The sequence below is a fragment of the Streptomyces spectabilis genome (assembly GCF_008704795.1).
GTDB classification, from domain to species: Bacteria; Actinomycetota; Actinomycetes; order Streptomycetales; family Streptomycetaceae; genus Streptomyces; species Streptomyces spectabilis.
On the sequence record NZ_CP023690.1, the window covers coordinates 8,676,987 to 8,697,199 of the forward strand.

Here is a 20,213-nt window from a genome sequence, read left to right on the forward strand (position 1 = left end):
TCGCCCAGCAGGACATGGATGCGTTCGGCCCGGTCGGCCTCCACGACCAGGGACAGGCAGGGCGGAGGCAGCGGTGACGCATGCGGCGCTTGCGGCACGGACGCGGGGTACTGGGCGGCGGTGGGCATGGACGGGCCCCTGCCGTGGCGGGTGAGCGAGGCAGCCGCAGGAGGCGGGGCCAGTTCGACACCTCCTGGCTGCGTGTCTACAGCAACGTCCGGGATCTGGGACCAGTCGGGGCACCTACGCCGCGTGGTGGAGTGTGGCGAGGCGGGGCTTTGACCACATGGAGGCGAGCAGCGTCAACGCAACGGGTTCTACGTCGAATTGACGAACCACTATGTCAAGGAACATGGTTACAATTCCCTCTCTTGAGGGAATGTTGTGTCTTGTAAAGCGATTCTTCGCCGTACAAGCCTGCGGTGGCCGGTCTAGGCTGGCCGCACACTGCCACCCCGGACCCGGTGGTCTTCCTCGACCGTTGCACCACCCGAACCCGGTCAGGGGCGGGTGGCCTGCCGTTTCAGGCGGTACCACCATGCGCCAGGGCATCACGCCGTCCTTCGAATACCTCCCCGTCCGTCACACTGGTGGCTGGACCGTGGTCGCCCTTCACGGCGAGATCGATATCGCTGCCGCTCTCACCATCGGTCCCCGGCTGGACACGATCACCGCGCTTCCGCGCCGCCGGGTCGTCCTCGACCTGAACGCGGTCTGTTTCCTCGACGCCTGCGGGCTGGAACTGCTGTGCCGGGCGCGGCGTCGGAGCGCCGCACGAGCCGGCCATCTGGTGCTCGTCTGCGTCCGTCCCCGCATCCTGCTACTGCTGCGTATCACCGGGCTGGACGACGACTTCACGGTGCTGCCGTCCGTGGCCGACGCCATCCCCGGCTCCGGGCCCGTTGCGGCCCCGTGATTGCACGTCCCGGCCCCTTTGAGCGTGATCGCGCTGACGCCGGTGGGCTTCGATCCGCAGGTAACTGGCCTGGTGGCGCGGACGTTTCGGTTGTCCCGGCCACGCAGCCACGGTCGGCGGGGTATGGTCCCGACTTCTTCGCCCACCTGGCCGACGACACGGGGGCGGTGGTTGATATCCGCCCGGGCGACCGGATCGAGCCGGATGATGCCCAGGCGCTCGCGCCAGCCGAGCGGGTCTGCGATCTGGTCGGCCGGTCGTCTCGCCGGGTGGGGGCGACCGGCCCGTCGGGCTGGCGAAGGTGCGCCGGCTGCGCGGTTACGGGCGCCCCTGGTACTGGTGGTTGGATTCGGCCGCACAGCTGCTGGAGGTGCTCGCCGAGCCGAGGCCGCTGTTCGCGGGAGGTGAGGTGGCAAGGGACCGGATCGCGGTGATGCCGATGCTCTACCACCTTCTCTGGCGCCAGGAGTTGGTCCGACGTGGAGCCGCGGGTGCTGGGGCCGGCCAGCACCGTGGGCTGGACGCGACAAGGGGAGAGCCGTGGTGATGCGTGTTCCGCTGGTAGGCCCGGTGACCGGGTCCGGTTCCAGCGCCGGGTCCACCCAACCCGACGGGCAGGGTCACCGCCACCTGCCGGTGACGGATCGGTGCGATGACGAGTCCGGGGCCAGGCTGTAACCGCGTCCGGTCCCGGTGCCGGGGGTGGCGGCCGTGCAGTTGCCCGATCACCTCGCCGGTGGCGACGGTGAGGGAGGCGAACAGGGTGTGGTTCCGCCGCGCAGGTAGTCGTGGGTGCGGCGCTCGGGCATGCCGGGCGTCATCGGCAGCACCGATGCGGACCGGTCCAGCGCCTGGATTTGGGACTTCTCGTCCACGCAGAGGACCAGGCCTGCTCGGGCGGGGCCAGGTAGAGGTCGACGATGTCACGGGCCTCATCGATGAACTGAGGATCGTTGGACAGTGGGAAGATCTCCACCATGCTCCATCATGTGCGGCTTGAGGCCAAACGTCCGCCAGATCTGGGAGACAGCCGACTGTGACAGACCGGTGGCCTGGGCCATCAATCTCGTCGACCAGTGTGTGGCGCCCTGGGGTGCTCTCCAGGATCCTGACGATCACGTCCTCGACCCGGTCGTCGCCAACGGTGCGCGGGGCACCCGGGCGGGGCGCGTCAACCAGCCCCTCCAGCCGGTCGGCCGCGAACCGCTTGCGCCATTTCGCCACCGCGGTCGGATGAACCCCAAGCTCCGCCCCTGACCTGGTATGCGAAGCGCCCTCAGCACAAGCCAGCACCATCCGGCACCGCAACTCCAGAGCCTGTGACGACGTCGGCCGACGTGCCCACCGCAGCAGGACCTGCCGCTCCTCATCCGTCAGTAACACTTCGACCGTCAGCGGCCCCATCCGGGACATGGACAGCTTACGTCTATGGCGAAGTGAAGACTCGACACGCTAGGAGGCGAGCGTCCGCTCCGGGAAGAGGTCTGGCCGAGAGGGGCCTTCGGTGGTGTCGGCGGTGGCCATCAGGCGCAGGGCCTCGGGTGTGGCGGTGCGGGGCGGGATGACCAGCAGGTCCCACCTGCCTTTGCCGGGTGCGACGAGGCAGATCGTGTTCGGCGTGTGCCGGGCGGTGGAACGGTGCAGGTGGACGACGTGATTGGCGATGAGGATCCGGCCGGGGAAGGCGGACCACATGGTGTCGTTCACGGTCACGTGGGCCATCTGGGGCCAGTTGCGCGGCAAGGCGCGGATCAGGAGCGGCAGTTCGGCGGTCAGGTCGTCGGAGCGTGGCCACCAGACGCCGTCGATGGGGCGGGGGCCGTTTCTTCTCGGCGCCAGGCGCAGACGTACCGGTCGAAGGGACGTCAGGGGGCGCAGGGTGGTGGTCATCGGTGGGTCCTCCAGTACGGGGGGGGAGACTTCAGGCGCGGCGGGTGCCGATGCGGTCGGGGGTGGGCCAGTGCACGTCGTGTGCCCAGCCGAGGCGCTCGAGGAGGCGGATGGCGGCGGCGGAGGGGTCGATCTGTCCGCGGTCCACGCCGTGGCGGGCGCTGGTGGGGTCGGCGTGGTGGAGGTTGTGCCAGCTCTCGCCGAAGGAGAGCAGGGCCAGGGGCCACAGGTTGGTGGCGCGGTCGTGGCGCCGGGTGCGGAAGGGGCGCCGTCCGATGACGTGGCACAGGGAGTTCACGCTCCAGGTCACGTGGTGGAGCAGCGCGATGCGGACAAGGCCCGCCCAGACAAGGGCCGTTACGGCGCGTTGCCAGGTGCCTCCGATGGCCCAGCCCAGGGCGAACGGAAGCGCCAGGGTGAGGACGCACAGGGCGGGGAAGGCCCGGGTGACCGCGCGGATGCCGGGGTCGGCCAGCAGGTCGGGCGCGTAACGGGCGGCGGGCGTAGGGTCGTTGCGGAAGAGCCAGCCGATGTGGGCGTGCGCGAGGCCGCGCAGCTGGCCGCGCAGGTGGGTGCCGTAGCGGTAGGGGGAGTGCGGGTCGCCGGGGCGGTCGGTGAAGGCGTGGTGGCGACGGTGGGTGGCGACCCAGCCGGTGACGTCCCCCTGGAAGCTCATCGAGCCCGCTACGGCGAGCGCGATGCGCACCGGGCGGATGGCCTGGTAGCTGCCGTGGGTGAGGCCGCGGTGGAAGCCGACGGTCACGCCCAGGCCCGTGACCGTGTAGAGGACGAGGGCGAGCAGCACGTCGGCGGGGTGGATGAGGCGTCCCCACAGCAGCCATCCGGCGAGGCCGAGAGCGAGGAAGGGCACCACGACGATCGCGGCGGTCACCGCCACGTACAGCCGCTCGCCGCCGGTACGCGGCGGCACTGGTTCACCTGCGGGGAAGGGGGCTGTTCCGTCGTACGCGGGGCGAGGGCGCACCTCGTCCGGCACAGAGGTCGCGGATCGGGGGATCGAACGGACGGACATGCAGGGCTCCTTGGCCTCAGTGGGGCGCTCTGGACGGCGCTGCCGGGGTCTGGGGCTGCGGAGCATTCATTCGTGATCCGGGGTCAGGACACTTCCTCGTCGTGCGTACGCCGTGCTTGCGAGTCGCTCGCCGCCAGCCAGGTGCGGGCAGCGGACGGCGAGGTCTTTTCGCGTGCCGTGTACACAGTCAAGTGGAGACGGGTGCCGCCGCCGTCCGACGGGTAGCTGCGGGGCTCGTCCGTGACGAAGACCTGGTGCAGCAGCCGGGCGATGCGCCGGGCCGTGTCGGGGTGGGCCGCGACGATGCGGATCTGGGCGAACTCCTCCTGGGGCCAGTACGTTTCGCCGATGCCCGCGGGCGGAACCGTGACGGGGTCGCTCATGGGGCCTGCTCTCTGCCGGTCGACGTCGGACGGGCTGTGGATTCGCGCCGGGCTTGTGGTTCGGGCGTGGCTCGCGACCGGGTTCGGCGGTCCCGGCCTGCGACGGGGCGGGTACCCCCGTGGCGGCGATGGATTCCCTGTGGCGGTGTCGAGTGCGCTCCGGGTCAGCGCCGGCCGCGCGCCCGCTGGATCCGGCGCCGAGGACGCAGGCGCCCGCGGCCCCCGACGCGGTGGTCGCGGCGTTCGGGAACGGCGGGCGGCCCGGGCAGGCCCGGAACCGGTCGCACGGCGCTGCCCCGAGCGCCTCGGCCACCGGGCAGGAACCGGCCGTGGCTGAGCGGCGCCATCTGCCCGGCACGCTGGGCGTTGAGGTGCTGGATCACGTACGCCACGCCCATGAACAGGGTCAGTATGACGCTGATGGTCAGGGCTGTGTCCATGACGGTCACCGCCCCGTTCCGGCACGGTCGGCCACGGACATGGCGGCGGAGTGGGTCGAGGACGCGCCGCCCTCGTACTCCCACGCCTCCTCGGGACCCTGTACCCGGTCGACGGACGAGTCGCCGTGGCGGACTGCCTCCGCGGCCATCAGCGCGCTCGCGGTCAGCGCCGGGCCTGCGGGGTCGCTCGCGGCGGCCATCAGCCGTGCGGCCGCCTCGGCGCCGGTACCGGGCGGGATCACCAAGAGGTCCCAGCGGCCGGCGGTGTAGGAGAGCAGCAGGACCTTGTGCGGGTCGAGCTCCGTCGTGAACCAGCCGACCTTCACCACGTGCCCGTGGACGGGCACCTTGCGCGGGATGACGGGCCAGTGGGTGGGGTTGACGGCGATGCGGGTGACACTCCCCCAGTGCGCGTCCAACACGTCGGTCAGATCGGGCAGTTCCCGCACCAGGTCGCGGGAGCGGGGCCACCAGGCGCCGTCCAGCAGGCCACGGGGCGACCCCGGGGCTTTCAGCGCGAGTCGGACGGCGGGGGCCGCAGGTTCGGTTGGGAGCTGTGGGAGGAGGCTGATGGTCGCGGACATGACGCGAACCCGTCTCCAGGCGACTGTCCGTGGACGGCGGCCCGGCGTATTTGCTCACCGAGAACGACGTCAGCGTGGAAGCCAGTGTGCGAAATGCTCTCGACACCTCCAGGTTACTCCCTGCCCGGGCTCAACGGACCACGAGGAGCGCTCGGGTTCGCACGGCCGCCGCACCCCCGGGCGGCGACCGTGGGCGCGAGGATGCGGGCCCCTCCTTCACCGCGTCCCCACGCGAGTCCTCCGTGGCAGCGGGGTCGCGGGAGTACCCCGCACCTGGCAGGAGGACGGAGGCTGGAACCGCGGGTTGTCGGCGATACGGCCCCAGCCGGGCTTCGATGATGCCGAGCCGACTCGGGGGCTGGGAGCCAGAGGCCGATGGATGGCGGCGGTGCTCACCTCACCGGCCGACTCATCTGCCTCGTACGCAGCGTAAGGCAGGTACCTGCTGCCGTGAAGGGCGTACGACCGGCCCATTCGGGGCGCCCGTACATGACGGGGCCTCGCCCTTCGAGCGTGGGTGATCATGCGGAGCTCGCGTCCAACGTCGTGCGTCGGCGGTTGGGTGCCTGGTCGCCCTGTGGGCCAGTGCTGGCCTGCTTGGGCCCGTAAGCCGGTACCGCTGGGGACGTCGCGCAGGCACCGCCTTCGTACTCCCTGCCTCGCGCGGATCCAGCGATGGGTAGGCCGTCGGGCTGCGTGCCCGGCTCGGTCCGCGGCGACGAGCGCGCTCGCGGTCAGCGGCGGACCGTCGCAGTCGGACGCGGCCGCCATCAGGCGGGCCGCCGACTTCGCCTCGGCCTCGGGCGGGATGACGAGCAGATCTCACCGCCCGGTGCCGTAGGTAGAGCAGCAGCCAGCAGTTCACGACCGACCAACCCGCCGTCGAGCATCGACCGGTGGCGGCCACCGCACCCCACAGATGCGCGGGAGCGGCCGTCCCGAGCGGCAGGAGTACGCTGACAACGTCGAGGACACGTCGTACTCCGGCGTTCGGACCAGTCTGGCCCTCGTTCCGGCCCGTCCGGAACGGGCGCTCGACGCACGCTGGGCCCCTCGTGCGCCGCCGGTCCGCTCGGCTCCAGCAGACCGCCCGCAGATCGTGTCCACCAGGGCGAGATCGCCCGATGGCCCCGCTGCCCACTCTCCATGTCCCAGCCAGTCCAAGCGCCCGTACTCACCGTCCGTGCGACTCGCATCCGCTCTCAGCGATGCCGTGACGCACCCATCGGTGACGCACCCATCGTCGAAGAGGCGCAGACCGAGACCCCGGCCGCACTGTCGTCAACGAGATCAAGGACCGCGCACGTCGCTCACTCGGCCCGGCCGTCCGGCTGCTGTGGGGGGGGGCGCCTGTTCCATCCCCTCGATGTCCTGCTCGCCGCGGTGCTCTGCACCGTCACGGGCCTCGGCGTCGCCATCCTTCCCCGAGCTCCCGGCTTCGCTCGAACAGGGGAGACCGCCTTCGCCATCACGCCTCCACCGACTGGCCGGGCGATCCTCACTCTCCGTATCGCTACGGCGCTTCTGTACGCGGCCGGTTGCGCGGACTGGTGGATGCCCACGTCGGCTGGCTGTTCCGCAACGACCGTACGCCCGCGTCGCGTTACGCTCCCGATCTGCCGGCCGACCGTGACGTCCGGACCGTGCCCCGGGCCTCCTCGGCCCTGCGTGTGCTCATCCTCGCCCTGCCCTTCGCCGCGGGGTGGCTGATCAGCGGCAGCTGGGTGTCCGCCCTGACCGCCCTGCTGTGGGCGGGACTTGTCCGTCTCGCCCTGCTCCACCACGTCACGTGGCGTGGGAACTCCCTCTGCCATGTGATCGGTGAGCGGCCGTTCCGTACCCGTGGTCACGACCGCGCCACCAACCTGTGGCCCCTGGCCCTGCTCTCGTTCGGCGAGAGCCGGCACACCCTGCACCGTGCCGACCCCACCTGCGCCCGGCACGGCGTCGACCGCGGCCAGCTCGACCCGTCCGCCGCCGTGATCCGCTTCTTCGAACGTCTCAGCTGGGTCTGGGACGTGCGCTGCCCCACCCCGGACCGTCTCGCCGCCCGCCACGCGTGAACGCGAGCGACCGCATCCCGTTCAGGAGTTCTCATGACACTTGCCCCGCCGCCCCCGCTCTCCTCGTTGTCCGCCGTCCGCCTGCGTCTGGTGTCCCAGCCGACACAGGGCCACATGCCTCGGCGCATCGACGGCGCCTGGTGGCCCCGCTCGCCCGATCTGGTGTCCGAACTGCCCAGGCTGCTGGCCGCACTGCCGCACGCCTGGGGACAGGTCACCAGCGTTCTCGTGGACGAAGCCGTATGGTCCCCGTTCCCGGGTCGACTGCTCGTCGCCCATCAGGTCGTACGCCTGCGCCGCACGACCACCCAGCACTCCCCGTCCACCGTCTGTCTGCTGGCGCCCGGCCGTGGCCGGTGGGACCTACGGGTGGTGCCGCCTGCCGCCACGGACGCGGAGGCCAGGCGGCTGATGGAGAGTATGGCCACTGCTTTGTGGGACAGCGTGGGGTTGTGAGTCGTAGTTCTTTGAGGGTGGCTTTCGGACCACCCCCGGGTCCGCGGCACCCGGGCGCGGGCCTGGGGGGGGGTGTTGTCGCCGAACCCGGCTGGGCAGGCTGCACGTGCCCGGTCCGGGACCGGCCGCGCTGCCGGGACGGGGAGTCCGCTTGGACAGTCGACGGAGTACGCTGGTGTTACCGAGGGTATTTCGTGCACCGGCTTCCATGCCGTCGTCGCTTTCGGTGATCTGATCTGATCTGATCTGATCTCGCCGAGCCGGCTCCGGTCGGTCCGGAGCGGGGTTCGCTTCACACCTCGTGCGTGGACCGGCTGATGGTGGACGCGGCGCGCCCGCGCACGGTGTCGCAGGCCGATCCGACCGTTTGTGTTCCGCCGACGGCGAGGTGACGGGGGCGTTCGACGTCGCGTGGTGGCCTCGCTGCCGACCGGACCGGCGCATCACGGAGTCCTCCTGGCTGAAGCGGGCGGCACGCCGGGTCGCCACAGCCTCGACAGCATCCCGAGACCCCGGCCGCATCTCAGACGACAGGCCGGGGCTCTCCCGTGCCGTGTGCTTCCCGGGCCGCTCGGGTCCGGGGCCGTCATCGACGTAAGGAAAGTGAGAACCATGGGTGTTCTGATCACCGTGCTGGCGGTGTGCGCCGTGGCCGGGCTGGTCCTGCTGGCCCTGAGCCTGCACAACGTCCAGCAGTACGAGAAGGGCGTGGTCTTCCGCTTCGGGCGGCTGCTGCCGGATATCCGCGGGCCGGGCCTCCGTGTCATCCGGCCGATCGGGGACCGGATGCGGAAGGTGTCCGTACAGACCGAGGTCCTGGGCATCCCGCCGCAGGGGTCCATCACGGCCGACAACGTGACGCTCACCGTCGACGCGGTTGTCTACTTCAAGGTCATCGACCCGGTCAAGGCCCTGGTGAACGTGCGTGACTATCCTGCCGCCGTCTCCCAGATCGCCCAGACGTCGCTCCGCTCGGTCATTGGCAGGGCCGACCTGGACACGCTGCTCTCCGACCGTGACCACATCAACGCGGAACTCAAGAAGGTGATGGACGCCCCCACCGAGGAACCCTGGGGGCTGCGCATCGAGCGCGTCGAGATCAAGGACATCGCCCTTCCGGAGTCGATGATGCGCTCGATGTCGAAGCAGGCCGAGGCCGAGCGGGAACGCCGCGCGCGGGTCATCGCCGCCGACGGAGAGTTCCAGGCGTCCCAGCGGCTGACCGATGCCGCCGCGACCATGGCCGACACCCCCGGAGCACTCCAACTGCGCCTGTTGCAGACCGTGGTGGACGTCTCGGCCGAGAAGAACAGCACCCTCGTGATGCCGTTCCCCGTGGAGATGCTCCGCTTCTTTGAACATCAGAGCCGCCAGGGTGGGGACAGCAGTGCCGAGTCCGACGGGCGGCTCGTGCGCCGGAGCGACGGGCGTGCCGTGCTCTCCGCAGAGGCGATGATCCCGGAGCCCGCCATCCCCGCACTGGCCCACGCACGGTCGGCCTCCCTGCCTGAAGAGCTGACCGGCAGCCGTGCGGAGGTGGCCCGGGAGCGGCGGGACAACTGGCCGACGCGGCATGACGCCGAGGAAGCCTTGAGCGGTTGACCGTTCCGGGCCGCCCGGGGTGGCGCGATCGTCCGAAGCGCGTCTGACACGTGTTTGGCAGACATTCTGTCGTGTTGTCAGGTGGGGCGGAGTCGCTACTGTTCCCGGGTCGACCTGGGAACAGAAGCTGCCTTCTCGGCAGTCGGGCGGCGCGCAACCGGCGCCGTCTTCCAGTCATTTCCGCCTGGTCTGCCCTGACATGTCCTCGCAGTCCACCGCGCTGCACGGATACACATTCGCCGGATTCCGCAGCTCGCGTGTGGCGGGATGCGCCTCCTGGCCGCGCGTCGATTCGCGCAGTCGTGGTTTCGTTGCTTCAGCCGGGCCCGGGACGACTCGACGTACACAGCACTCCTCGTGCTGTGAGACGAGAGGACTCCGTGGATGCCTGCCGTACCGGCTCTCGTACGTGGATTGCTGACCGCCGTCTCCCGGCTGGCAAGCCGGACGGCCATCTCGGACCGGTGCCCCCCTCGATGCCCGCTCCCCGATGGGGCGGGTGACAGCGGTGAGCCTGGGGACTGCGGACGCCGCCACGCTCACCCTCCGGCCCGGCCGGGGGTGCCAGGCCAAGAGAACGGGCTCCTGTCGGTCACCGCCAAGGCGGTGACCGACAGCACGGTGTCGCCGCGGCTGGTCCACCGGGCCCTTCTGGGCACTGTCCTTCGACTCGGCCCGGCACAAGGGGAGTTCGTTCTTCTGGACCAACCTCCGCCCCGCATCCTGATGGTCGCCGCAGGCAGCGGCATCACCCCGGTCATGGGCATGCTGCGTACGCCCATGAGACGCCGAGCCCCGACCCCGGCGTCGTGCTGGTGCACAGCGCGCCCCGTACCCGGGACGGCATCTTCCCCTCCGAACTGCACATGGCCCGAAGGCAGGTGGACTGGCTGGACTATTACGAACACCACTCCCGGCAACACGGCAGGCTCACTCCGGAAGATCTGGGGCGGCTCCGGCCCGACTGGCGGGAGCATGAGACCTGGGCCTGCGGTCCGGCCGCCGCCGCCCTGCTCGACACGGCGGAGGACCACCGGGGCCGTGAGGGCTTTGCGAGCGTCTCCATGCGGAGCGCTTCCGGCTCACGCCGGTCCGGCCGCCGGAGCTCGACGCCGACCCCGGCTGCCGGGTGATGTTCACGCGCACCGGTGCCGAGAGCACGGTGGACGCCACGCCCCCGCTTCTCGCCGTAGGCGAGTCGGCGGGTGTGGCGATGCCGTACGGATGCCGACGCGGCATCTGCTTCGGCTGCCTCACCCCACTGACTTACGGCCGCGTACGCGACCTGCGTACCGGTGAAGTCCACGAACGGACCGGCCAGATGATCCAGACCTGTGTCTCGGCGGCGGCCGGACCGCTGGCCCTTGACGCCTGGCCACCAAGGAGTCCCCGTGACTGTGACCCCGCTCGATTCCACCGAGACGACCCCCGGAAAGCACCTCGGTGAGGAACTCGGTGAGGAGCTCGACCGCATCCGCTCCGAGGTCATCGCCGCGCGCGGCGCCGATGACGCCCGTTACATCCGTACCGTGATCGCCACCCAGCGCGGCCTGGAGGCGGGAGGCCGGACAGCTCTGGCCGTCTCGCTGTTCCCGCCCGCCTGGGTGGCGGGCACCGCCATGCTCTCCATTCGACCACCTGGGAGTGGGACTTCCTCACCCCCGCCGAGGCATGGAAACACACCCACAACCACCTGCATCACACCTGGACCAACGTCGTCGACCGCGACCGGGACCTCGGATACGTCGTCTTCCGGATGCGCCGACCAGCGCTGGCGCCCGCGCCATCTCGCCCAGCCGCTCTACAACCTCGTCCTCGCCCCGCTCTTCGAGTGGGGCATCGCGCTGTACGACCTGGAGCCCGATGCCGTCGCCGCGGGACGTAAGACATGGCGGTCCTTCGCGGCCGACCTGAGCGGGTTCCTCTCCAAGGCCACCCGCCAACTCGCCAAGGACTACGTCCTCTTCCCGCTGCTCGCTGGGCCCTCCGCCCTGCCCTGCCTGCTCGGCAACCTCACCGCCAACACCGTGCGCAACCTGTGGGCCAACACCATCATCTTCTGCGGCCACTTCCCCGGTGACGTCCAGACCTTCACCGAAGAGCACATCGAGGGCGAGACGCGTGGACAGTGGTACCTGCGGCAGATCCAGGGCTCGGCCAACATCGAGGGCGGCCCGCTCTTCCACGTGCTCAGCGGCAACCTCGGCCACCAGATCGAGCACCACGCCTTCCCCGACCTGCCCAGCAACAGCTACGCCGAGATCGCCCCGCGCGTGCGGGAACTCTGCGAGAAGTACGGCATTCCTTACGTCACCGGGCCGCTGTGGCGACAGTACGGCTCCACCTGGGGGCGCATCCTGCGCTTCGCCATACCGGGGAAATGACGTCCACAGACGGAACCCAGGTGTTCACCTGGGGAGTGAGCCCTGGTCACCGTACGCCGTGCGAGGAGACGACGTCGGAGCGGGCCGACCGTAATTTCGGCGAGCTGCTCCAGGCGCCGCGGATGGTCCAGAGCGGCCTCCAAATCCTGTTCGCGTCCTTGCTGACGCTCGCCTTGACCACCCGCTTCGCCATGCTCGACATGATGCGGCGTGCGATGTACATCACGACGTTGCTGCTCGCGGTGCTCGCGGCGTGCTGTTCACCGCGCCGAGGGTAGGTGAGGTTGACCGCGGCGGTAGGCGGGCAGATGGAAATGAGGGACCTCATGGCGCTACTGGCGGGCACCGTCACGCTGCAATCGGATGAGGGACTGAGTCTGGTGGCGATCGGTTTCGGTACGCAGCCGCGGCATGTCAACCGGTACGGGCTTGCGCGCCGAGTTCCTGCGGCGGCTGTGCTTCCTGTTGGGCGGCAGCTTCACCGACCGGCGGGCGCTACATGCGCAGCAACAACTCTGTGGTCTCCCTGTACTGCCTTAGCGCGAGCCGTAGTTCCTCCGTCTGTGCTTCAGTGTCCTGGCCCCGCCAGCCTGCACGCAGGACACGGTGCCGCTCGGCGAGGGTCGCGGTCAGCTGGGTGACGGCTTCGTCGAAGACGCCGTCGGCCTCCTCCAGGGCCTGTCGTGGGCTCTCGACGAAGGTGTTGAGGGCCTGCTGGAGCCGCATGATGAGCTTGTCCCGATCGCTTTGGGGGAGAAGCACGAGGCTGGGGGTGTGGTCGGGATCGGTGGCGCTGATGACCGGCTGATCGGGTGTGCGAGCCGGTTCGGAGCCGGGCAACTGCGAGGCATGCTGCTCGGCGAGGTTCGGCCTATCGGCCCGTGGCTGTTGTGCGCGTTCCTGGTCGTACATCATCGTGTGCCAGTTCCCTTCGCGTGGCGCCGGCTTCGTGTCCGCGGTGTGTGGCTGCCGGCGTCGGGGGATTGCGGACGATGCCGGCGCGAGCCCGCCGACTGATCGGTGACCAACGCCTCGAAGAGGGGGCGGGCTTCGATCATGGCCGCCCGCATCTCCTCGGTGCCGCTCTGGCCGCGGGCGGCCGTGTGCAGGCTGCGGTAGCCGTGGACGTAGTGGGCGTGGTGGACGGAGAGCGCGGCGAGCTGCTCCTCGAACTGGTCGCCGTCGGGATAGCCACGGTCCTCTGCCAGTCGTGCGAGGAGCGCGTCGGCTTCGGCGACAGCCTGGTGCGGTGACTCGACGAACTGCTCCTGGCGATCCGCCCATTGGGCCGCGTAGTGTGCGCGGACCTCGGGTGGCAGCGTCTGCTCATGGAGTGAAAGGTGATGCTTGACACGCTCGTCGAGTTCCCGCTCGGCCGCTTTCACGTCACCGTCGTGGCGGTCGATGGACTGCTGATACTCGGGGCCGAATCGCCGCTGCAGGCTGCGCCTGCCACCGCCGGGAGCCCGGGTGCGTCCGATGAAGAGGAGGGTGCCTGCCGCGATGACCACCACGGCGATGATCACGACGGTGATCATGGCTGCCCTCTGCGGCTCGGGCCTCGTACGCTGCTGCGCTTCATTTCTCTCAACCTCTTTTGGCCTCTTTTGAGTTGTGTGTCCTGCTGGTGTGCCTGCCGGGTGGCGTCCACGCGCCGTGAGTGCCACCCGGGGCGTTGGTGGTCAGCGACGGAAGGCGTTCTTGATCTTGTCGCTGGACTGCTTCAGGTTCCCTGAGATCCGGTCGGTCCTGCCCTCGCGCTGCAGTCGCCTGTTCCGGGTGGCCCGGCCGATGCGCTCGGTGATCCGGCCCTTGAGGTCCTGTGCCTTGTTCCTGAACGTCTGTCCAGTACTCATGGCTGTCCTTGGTTCGTCCACTGGGTGGGTGGGGCACGAGGTCATCTGCCGCTGCGGCTGAACCGGCGCCGACTGCCGCTGCTGCGACTGCCACCGCGGCCTCGCATGAGGAAACCGATGACCCACAGGGCCAGCAGTACGGCCGTGACCCACCAGAGGATCTGCATGGTGAAGCCGAACCCGAAGATCACTAGGATCAGCAGAAGGAGGAGAATCCACATGAGCATCGCCGGGCCTCCAGATCGCGCGGAATGGTTCCTGGTATCCGCGGGGTCCGGGCGAATGGGGAAGGTGGAATGCGTCGCCCGAACGGTCCGGAGTGGCATAGCCCTACGCCGTGCCGTCAGTCAACGCCCGCCCGGCTCCTGTGTCAACGACCCTTGAGCAGTGCGGGGTCGGGCGCCTGGTCCGGGGTTGTTGAGGTTGCCGGAACCGTGCCGGGAGCGTCGGCCGGATCGGTGGACGGCAGGATGCGGTCCTCCCACCAGGACAGGCCCATCACCGTGGCGAGCAGTACGAAGGGAACGAGAACGACCAGCGCGTACATGGGTACCGCCTGCTGAAGCGTGTGTGCGGCGGGACGGGCACCGGCGGGGCTGCCCGCGCGGGGCGCATCGGGCCTGAGCCGCAATCGCTGTGGGGGCGGCGGAGGCGGAGGCGGCGCCGCGCGTGATCGTGCCGCGGTGGACGCCTGCTCCGATACGCGGGGGCGCCCTGGGGCGCGACAACCAAGAGATGCTGCCGGGGGCCGGGGCGGCACCGCGCACGCTAGCCCCCGCCACCTGCCCTGAACAGGTCGCAAGCAGCCAGCCTATAGGCGGTGCAGGAAGGCAGCAGAGGTATGGACGAGGGCTGGCGCACCCCGCGGCTCGGTTCCCGCCGACGGGGCGAGCCGGGCGGTGACGACCCGCAGAAGGACCGGACGGCAGCGAGTGGCATGCCGGGACATGACCGAGTACGCCGAGGACCCCGAGGACAACGTCCGCACACCCCGCGATGAGACGGCGCTGGAGCGGGCCGACCGGAACGACCGTGAGCTGCTGCAGGAACTGAGGGTCATTCAAACCCGGGTCCAGATCCTGTTCGCGTTCCCGCTGACGCCGGCGTTCACCCCCCGCTTTCCCGAACTGGATCCGGCACAGCGCGCGACGTACCTCACCACGCTGTTGCTCGCGGTGCTGGCCGCGGCCCTGTTCGCCACCCCGGCCGCGCTGCATCGCACGCTGTTCCAGCGTGAGGCCGAGCCCGAGATCGTGTCGGCCTCGTCGCGGGTGGCGGGGGCGGGTCTCAGCATTCTGATGCTGGCTCTCACCGGTTCCGTCCTGTTCGCCGTCGGGCCGGGCGTATCCACTGCCTCTTGACAGGACTACGCTGCGAAGCGAGGCCCCAGTCCCCGGCAGCGATCCGTTCCGCCTGGGGAGGCCCTCCGTGATCGTCTTGTTCGCCATCCTGATCGTGGCCCTGTTCGGCCTCGGCTTCCTCAATCCCCTGTGGTGGGCCCTCGCGGCCGTGCTGATCTTCGTGGCCGTGCGCTACGGCTGGGGGCGTGCGGGCAGCCGGGGACAGGGCGGAAATTTCGAGTACCGCGACTACCGGGACCACAGAGACCGCGAGAACCGATGGGGCCGCCGCTACCGGCGACAGCGCCAGGGACTCTGGAGGCGCCAGGACCGTCGGGACGAGCAGCACCATCGGTGATCGATGCGGATTCCGGTGCCCACGCGTCCCGCGCCGACTCTGTCGGACGGGCGCATTCAGTGCGTGGTGAGGCAGGTGTCGTGTATCAGAAACTCAGGTTCCAGGAAGACCGGTGGATGATGGCAGCCGAAGTGGCCTGGGGCGATGCGGCCCTGGACCCGGCCGTCGTCGAACTGCGGGCCGAGATCGCCCGGTTGCGCCGGGCCCTGGGCGGCCGGGCGGTGATCGACCAGGCCCTCGGGATGATGATGGCCTTGGTTCCGTGCCCCCGCAGGGAGGCCGGCACCTTGTTGACGGACGTCGCGCGGCACTGCGATCTCTCACGTCGAGAAGTGGCCGCCGCCCTCGTCGCCACCTCCGAGGGAAGCCCGTTCCCCAAGCACCTGGACCAGGCGCTACGCGGTGCGCTGCGGCGCCTGCACGGGGCAGACCGGACATGACGACCCGCGCCGAGCACACGTCACCCAGCGGATGAACCCAGACGGGAGAAGACCATGATCCAGTCAGCCGATGTCCGTGAGTGGCGCGGCCTCGACGTGGTGGACACGGACTCGCGCAAGATCGGTGTCCTCGAAGCGATCTATGTGGACACCACCACCGACGAACCGGCCATGGCCACCGTGAGGGCCGGGCTGCCCACCCGGCGTCAGCTGATGTTCGTCCCCCTCGACGACGCGATCACCGGGCCGGGATACCTCAAGGTGGCCTATGCCAAAGCACTGGTGAAGACGGCCCCCTCGATCGGCACCGATGACGTTCTGCCCGCCGAGCACGAGGCAGGGATCTTCAAGCACTACGGGCTGCCCTACGAGCCCGGTGCGGCCGGCGAGCGGCAACTCGCCCGTCGCTGACCGCTTGTGGCGCCCCAGGAAGGCATGCATAGGCCATGGCGTCGGGCCGTGCGGTGATCGACCAGGCGCGCGGCATGCTGTTGGCCCTGGCTCCGTGTTCCAGTGAGCGGGCCTGGGGCCTGCTGGTGGACGTGTCGCAGCACTGCAACGTCAAGCTCCGTGACGTGACGGCGGCTCTGGTCGCCACAACGCAAGAGGAGGAGCTCCCCGAGCAGATGCGGCGTGAACTGCGCCGTGCGCTCAGGTGCCTCCATGACCACAGGTGACGGCTCGGGTGTTCAGCGGGCGATACCGGGAGCTGTGACCTCAACTCTCCGGTGCCTTCGTCCCGGCCGATCGGCGGACGCCCTCATCAGGTGGCCCTGCGCATGGGTCCCAAACCTTTGCGGTCAGGGGCACGCTGGTGTGGGCGGTGCCCGATGCGCCGGAGGGCGCCCTGGCCGGTGTCGTCGAGCTCGCGCTCAGGGCGAGGAGCGCGACGTCGTCGGCGGGACCGGTGGGGAAGGTGGCGAGGAGCCCGGTGAGGTCGTCGATGATCGCGGAGGCGCCGAGAGCCCGGTTGGTGGCGGCGTGGTGGGTGAGGTGGGCGGCAAGTCCGGCTTCGCCGAACCGGGCGCCCCTGGAGGTGAGGGCCTCGATGATGCCGTCGCTGTAGAGGAAAAGCGCCTCGCCGGGCAGGAGTTGTACGGTCCGGGAGGCGAAGTCGGCCTGGTGCAGGGCGCCGACGAGCATGCCTCCGGGCAGGCTCACCTGCTCAGCTCGGGCGACGGCTCGGTCGGGCCCGTTGCGGCGGGCCGGGCACAGCGAGTAGGCCGGAAGGTGGCCGCCACCGGCCAGGGTGACGGCAAAGCCGCCCGCGGAGTCGGGGGCGAGGGTGCCGAAGACCAGCGTGCAGAAGCGGCTGCCGTCCGCGTGGGCGGACAAGAGGGTGGAGTTCAGCACCCGAAGTACGGCACACGGGTCCGGTTCCAGCAGGGCAGTGGTGCGCAGCGTGTAGCGGATCAGTGAGGTCAGGGCGGCGGCGGGGGCGCCCCGGCCGCTGACGTCGCCGAGGAAGAACGCCCACCGCCCGGTGCTGAGCGGAAAGACGTCGTAGAAGTCGCCGCCGACGTCGCGGACCGATGCGGTGGTGTAGTGGCAGGCCGCCTCCAGGCCCGGCACCTCCGGCAGCGCGGGCGGCAGCAGGGTGCGCTGCAGGGTGGAGGCATAGGCGGCGATCTCCGCCCGGTCCCGCTCGGCCCGCTCGCGCGCCGCGTGTTCGGCCACCATCAGTTCCCGCTCCACTCGGAGCATCCGCAGCGCGGACAGCCGCAGTTCCAGTGCGTCCATCACCAGCGCGGCCAGGTCGGCCAGGGCGGCGGCCTGCTCAGGCGTGATCCGGCGCGGCACGGTGTCCAGCACGTCGACGGTGCCCAGGTGGTGACCGTCGCGGGTGACGATCGGGGCGGCTGCGTAGAAGCGCGCCCGCGGCGGCCCCGTGACCAGTTCGTGGGTGCGGGCGCGTGGATCCTGGAGCGTGTCGGGGATGACCAGAGGGCCGTCGGTGAGGATGGCCGAGGTGCACAGGCCCGGGTCCCGGCCGACTTGGGTGACCCCCGTCAGTCCGTACGCGGCCTTGAACCAGACCCGGTCGGTGTCCACGATCGCCACTGTCGCGGCCGGTGCGTCGCAGAGGCGAGCGGCAAGGGCGGCAATTCTGTCGAATGCTCCGTCGGGCGGAGTGTCCAGTACGTCGTAACGGCGCACCGCCGCGATCCGCAGTGCCTCCTGCTCCGGAGCCAGCTCCACACGATCCTCCCCGCCTCCACGAGCTCTGACCGCCAACCCTGACGACTATTCGGAGCGTTGGGTCCGGGCATTGTGGGCGAGGCCGTCCGGATGCTCCGCTGTGCGCTGCCCGAGCCGAAGGACCAGAGCGCGTAGCACTGTTGGGCCGGGGAGGCTGCGACGGACCTGCCCGACCTCTTGCCAGCCCCACGCCTCGAAGGCCGCGCGGGCCGCGCCGTGGGACGGATCCACCAAGGTGACGCCGAGGGACGATTCGTGGTCGGCGAGCAGGTGTTCCTGCAGGTGACGCGCGAGTCCGCGGGTCTGGCCGTGGGGATGCACGAGGGTTTCGGCGATCGCGAAGAGATGCCCGGACGCGGTGAGTTGCTCGATGTTCTGTGGCAACGGCCCGTCGAACCCCTGCCACCAGGAGCCGTCTCGCGGCACGGGGAATCCGTAGGCACACCCGGCCAGGGCTTCTGTTTCCGCGATCAGCATGTCGAACCCCGGCAGGCGTACGTCGTCGGCCAGGCGGCGCAGAAACTCCTCGCGCCCGCGGAACTCCTCGCCCGGCGCGGCTACGGAGGACTCGACGAAGAGGTCCGCCAGATCCTCACTCAGGTCCTCGGCCTGCCAGCGGTTCAGCCGGCGCAGACGCACGGCGTCCATGGCGGACGGCTCTGAGCCGTCGGGTTCGTGTGAGTGCTGCGGCGTGTGCATGGGGCGCCTCGGTTCAGGAGACCGGAAGACGTGCGGGACAGGCATCGTGCCCAACGGGCAGTGCGTGGCCGGGGTCTGGGGCGTCTGCTGTGCAGCATAGCCCCGGACGGCGCCGCGTTGCCGTGGACCGATGACACGGGATCACCGGGGAGCGGGCAAGTAGACGGTGAGGGCGCGGCTCCTCTTGTCGAGGACGAGGGTGTCGGCGGCGGAGCTCACTTCGCCGTCCCGGGTGTAGTCGCCTGCCTTGCCCACACCGTCGATGCGCAGGCAGGTGGCGGTGGTCTCCCGGTAGACGCGGGAGCGGGCGAGGGTGCCGGTGAGGAAAGCCGCGACGAGGCGGGTGCGGGCGAAGGGGTGCTTTGCGTCGACGAGGCGCAGGTCGAGGAGTCCGTCGTCCAGGGTGGGGCGGTAGGAGGGGGCGAAGCCGGGAGGGTCGTAGCGGCTGTTTCCGGCGAACAGCAGCCACAGCCGCCGGGGCCGTCCGTCGAGGGTGATGTCGATGGGGGCGCCGTCGGCCAGGACGCGGAGCAGGCCGACGGCGAGGGCGGGCCATTTGCCCAGGGACGTCTCGCGGGCTTCGCGGGCCCGGACGAGTTCGGGGTAGACGCCGATGCTGAAGGTGTTGAGGAAATAGGTGCAGGTGCCGTCGCCGGTGATCCGTCCGAGGTCGACGGTTCCGCCGCGGCCCTCCTCCACGGCGTCGGCGGCCTCTTGCAAGGTCGAAAGGCCGAGGTCGGCGGCGAAGTGGTTGAGGGTGCCGCCGGGGAACACCGCGAGCGGCAGCCGGTTGTCGACGGCCAGTACGGCCGCCGCGTTGACCGTGCCGTCGCCCCCGACCACGCCGAGCGCGCCGCCGCGCGCCTGTACCTGCGCGGCGGCCTGCCGCAGCACGGTGTGCAGGTCCTTGCCGGCCGCACAGACCCGCAGGTCCGCTTTGGGCAGCAGGGTGCGCAGTTCGACTTCGGCCGGGACCTCGCCGCCGGCGTCGCTGTTGACGACGACGACAAGACCCTCGCCGGACGGAAGGGCGGGCACCGGCAGCTTCGGCCGGGCGCTGTCTGCGGGCTCACCGCGGTGCAGCGGCCACCAGCGGCAGGTCGCCGCCGCGACTCCCACGCCGAGCACGGTGTCGACCAGGATGCGCGCGGGCGCATGCGCGCCCGAGAGGGCGCGGGCGGCGGCGATGCCTGCCGCGACGGGGATGAGGACGACTCCCAGCCGGGGTGTCTCCAAGGTGGCGGCCGTCGCGAAAGCGGCAGCGCCGGCTGTGCGGTGGGACGAGGGCATCCCGCTCGGCGGATACCGCAGCGGTCGGCGCTGGTCGAGCACCTTGGTAGCGACCTGGATGGCGGCAGCGGCAAGGGCCAGCGAGCCGGTGCCGCGCAAGGCGGCCCGGCGAGCGCTGCGGTTGCCGGTCAAGCCCTTCGTTGCCAGGGAGGCGAGGTCCGTGCGTTCGGCGGGACGCGGTTCGTGGGTTCGCATGGTGGCCGGGTACCCCCTGCAGGTGGTGAACAGGCTGCTGCGAGTACGGCGCATCACGCCTCCTTGCGGGGGCGCTCGGGGGCCA

The 20,213-nt window shown here is 70.4% G+C and carries 22 protein-coding genes and 3 pseudogenes; 12 read left to right on the forward strand and 13 right to left on the reverse strand.

The window, feature by feature from the left end; all coding sequences use genetic code 11:
* Positions 1 to 538 precede the first annotated feature (538 nt).
* Positions 539 to 916, forward strand: a complete 378-nt coding sequence (locus CP982_RS36875; protein ID WP_150514451.1) for an STAS domain-containing protein — start codon at positions 539 to 541, stop codon at positions 914 to 916.
* Positions 917 to 1,360: 444 nt separating this feature from the next.
* On the opposite strand, the gene CP982_RS36880 is transcribed toward CP982_RS36875, so the two are convergent.
* The 6 genes from CP982_RS36880 to CP982_RS36905 form a co-directional block, all read right to left on the reverse strand.
* Positions 1,361 to 2,329 (reverse strand): helix-turn-helix domain-containing protein, encoded by a 969-nt coding sequence (locus CP982_RS36880; protein WP_150514452.1) that lies wholly within the window; start codon positions 2,327 to 2,329, stop codon positions 1,361 to 1,363.
* 39 nt (positions 2,330 to 2,368) lie between these two features.
* On the reverse strand, positions 2,369 to 2,806 hold the full coding sequence (locus CP982_RS36885; RefSeq protein ID WP_184925386.1) for a DUF5994 family protein: 438 nt from the start codon (positions 2,804 to 2,806) through the stop codon (positions 2,369 to 2,371).
* A 31-nt stretch (positions 2,807 to 2,837) separates the two neighbouring features.
* On the reverse strand, positions 2,838 to 3,839 hold the full coding sequence (locus CP982_RS36890) for an acyl-CoA desaturase (RefSeq protein WP_150514453.1): 1,002 nt from the start codon (positions 3,837 to 3,839) through the stop codon (positions 2,838 to 2,840).
* 83 nt (positions 3,840 to 3,922) lie between these two features.
* Positions 3,923 to 4,222, reverse strand: coding sequence for a DUF1800 domain-containing protein (locus CP982_RS36895; RefSeq protein WP_221515364.1), 300 nt, complete (start codon positions 4,220 to 4,222; stop codon positions 3,923 to 3,925).
* A 164-nt stretch (positions 4,223 to 4,386) separates the two neighbouring features.
* Positions 4,387 to 4,662: a hypothetical protein gene (locus CP982_RS36900; RefSeq protein WP_150514454.1), complete on the reverse strand. Its 276-nt coding sequence runs from the start codon at positions 4,660 to 4,662 to the stop codon at positions 4,387 to 4,389.
* Between the two features lie 5 nt (positions 4,663 to 4,667).
* The gene (locus tag CP982_RS36905) at positions 4,668 to 5,246 is read right to left on the reverse strand and encodes a DUF5994 family protein (protein WP_150514455.1); all 579 of its coding nucleotides are present in this window, start codon (positions 5,244 to 5,246) and stop codon (positions 4,668 to 4,670) included.
* A 1,550-nt stretch (positions 5,247 to 6,796) separates the two neighbouring features.
* On the opposite strand from CP982_RS36905, the gene CP982_RS36910 reads away from it, so the two are divergent.
* The 6 genes and pseudogenes from CP982_RS36910 to CP982_RS36935 form a co-directional block, all read left to right on the forward strand.
* A complete protein-coding gene (locus CP982_RS36910; RefSeq protein ID WP_229879002.1) occupies positions 6,797 to 7,309 on the forward strand; it encodes a hypothetical protein in 513 nt (170 codons plus the stop codon).
* 33 nt (positions 7,310 to 7,342) lie between these two features.
* Positions 7,343 to 7,765 (forward strand): DUF5994 family protein, encoded by a 423-nt coding sequence (locus CP982_RS36915; RefSeq protein ID WP_150514456.1) that lies wholly within the window; start codon positions 7,343 to 7,345, stop codon positions 7,763 to 7,765.
* A gap of 612 nt (positions 7,766 to 8,377) precedes the next feature.
* Positions 8,378 to 9,367 carry a slipin family protein gene (locus tag CP982_RS36920; RefSeq protein ID WP_150514457.1) on the forward strand — a complete coding sequence of 330 codons (990 nt, stop codon included), beginning with the start codon at positions 8,378 to 8,380 and terminating at the stop codon, positions 9,365 to 9,367.
* A 1,132-nt stretch (positions 9,368 to 10,499) separates the two neighbouring features.
* On the forward strand, positions 10,500 to 10,814 hold the full coding sequence (locus tag CP982_RS43300) for a 2Fe-2S iron-sulfur cluster-binding protein (RefSeq protein WP_150514458.1): 315 nt from the start codon (positions 10,500 to 10,502) through the stop codon (positions 10,812 to 10,814).
* Positions 10,765 to 11,751 (forward strand): annotated as a pseudogene (locus CP982_RS36930) (fatty acid desaturase family protein). The gene CP982_RS43300 and the pseudogene CP982_RS36930 overlap by 50 nt, the downstream one beginning before the upstream one ends.
* Positions 11,748 to 12,022, forward strand: a pseudogene (locus CP982_RS36935) (DUF6328 family protein); the annotation flags it as partial. The pseudogenes CP982_RS36930 and CP982_RS36935, both read left to right, overlap by 4 nt.
* A gap of 224 nt (positions 12,023 to 12,246) precedes the next feature.
* Here the strand turns inward: CP982_RS36935 and CP982_RS36940 are convergent.
* From CP982_RS36940 to CP982_RS41975, 4 genes are all read right to left on the reverse strand, one after another.
* Complete coding sequence (locus CP982_RS36940) at positions 12,247 to 12,666, reverse strand: hypothetical protein (protein ID WP_150514460.1); 420 nt, start codon at positions 12,664 to 12,666, stop codon at positions 12,247 to 12,249.
* Complete coding sequence (locus CP982_RS36945) at positions 12,663 to 13,289, reverse strand: hypothetical protein (protein ID WP_150514461.1); 627 nt, start codon at positions 13,287 to 13,289, stop codon at positions 12,663 to 12,665. The genes CP982_RS36940 and CP982_RS36945 overlap by 4 nt, the downstream gene beginning before the upstream one ends.
* Before the next feature lie 144 nt (positions 13,290 to 13,433).
* Complete coding sequence (locus tag CP982_RS36950) at positions 13,434 to 13,607, reverse strand: CsbD family protein (protein ID WP_150514462.1); 174 nt, start codon at positions 13,605 to 13,607, stop codon at positions 13,434 to 13,436.
* Between the two features lie 370 nt (positions 13,608 to 13,977).
* Positions 13,978 to 14,154 carry a hypothetical protein gene (locus CP982_RS41975; RefSeq protein ID WP_170316299.1) on the reverse strand — a complete coding sequence of 59 codons (177 nt, stop codon included), beginning with the start codon at positions 14,152 to 14,154 and terminating at the stop codon, positions 13,978 to 13,980.
* Positions 14,155 to 14,554: 400 nt separating this feature from the next.
* Between CP982_RS41975 and CP982_RS36960 the strand changes: the two are divergent.
* From CP982_RS36960 to CP982_RS36980, 5 genes and pseudogenes are all read left to right on the forward strand, one after another.
* Positions 14,555 to 14,941: pseudogene (locus CP982_RS36960) on the forward strand (DUF6328 family protein); the annotation flags it as partial.
* A 94-nt stretch (positions 14,942 to 15,035) separates the two neighbouring features.
* Entirely contained in the window at positions 15,036 to 15,305 is a 270-nt protein-coding gene (locus CP982_RS36965; protein ID WP_150514464.1) for a hypothetical protein, read from the forward strand.
* An 80-nt stretch (positions 15,306 to 15,385) separates the two neighbouring features.
* Complete coding sequence (locus CP982_RS36970; RefSeq protein WP_242785931.1) at positions 15,386 to 15,745, forward strand: ANTAR domain-containing protein; 360 nt, start codon at positions 15,386 to 15,388, stop codon at positions 15,743 to 15,745.
* A 54-nt stretch (positions 15,746 to 15,799) separates the two neighbouring features.
* Entirely contained in the window at positions 15,800 to 16,156 is a 357-nt protein-coding gene (locus CP982_RS36975; protein WP_150514465.1) for a PRC-barrel domain-containing protein, read from the forward strand.
* Positions 16,157 to 16,191: 35 nt separating this feature from the next.
* Entirely contained in the window at positions 16,192 to 16,422 is a 231-nt protein-coding gene (locus CP982_RS36980) for an ANTAR domain-containing protein (RefSeq protein WP_150514466.1), read from the forward strand.
* A gap of 40 nt (positions 16,423 to 16,462) precedes the next feature.
* On the opposite strand, the gene CP982_RS36985 is transcribed toward CP982_RS36980, so the two are convergent.
* The 3 genes from CP982_RS36985 to CP982_RS36995 all read right to left on the reverse strand — a co-directional run bounded on the left by CP982_RS36985 (position 16,463) and on the right by CP982_RS36995 (position 20,128).
* On the reverse strand, positions 16,463 to 17,944 hold the full coding sequence (locus CP982_RS36985) for a PP2C family protein-serine/threonine phosphatase (protein WP_229879004.1): 1,482 nt from the start codon (positions 17,942 to 17,944) through the stop codon (positions 16,463 to 16,465).
* A gap of 45 nt (positions 17,945 to 17,989) precedes the next feature.
* Entirely contained in the window at positions 17,990 to 18,592 is a 603-nt protein-coding gene (locus CP982_RS36990; RefSeq protein WP_229879005.1) for a GNAT family protein, read from the reverse strand.
* A 192-nt stretch (positions 18,593 to 18,784) separates the two neighbouring features.
* Positions 18,785 to 20,128 (reverse strand): diacylglycerol/lipid kinase family protein, encoded by a 1,344-nt coding sequence (locus CP982_RS36995; protein ID WP_170316575.1) that lies wholly within the window; start codon positions 20,126 to 20,128, stop codon positions 18,785 to 18,787.
* Positions 20,129 to 20,213 lie beyond the last annotated feature (85 nt).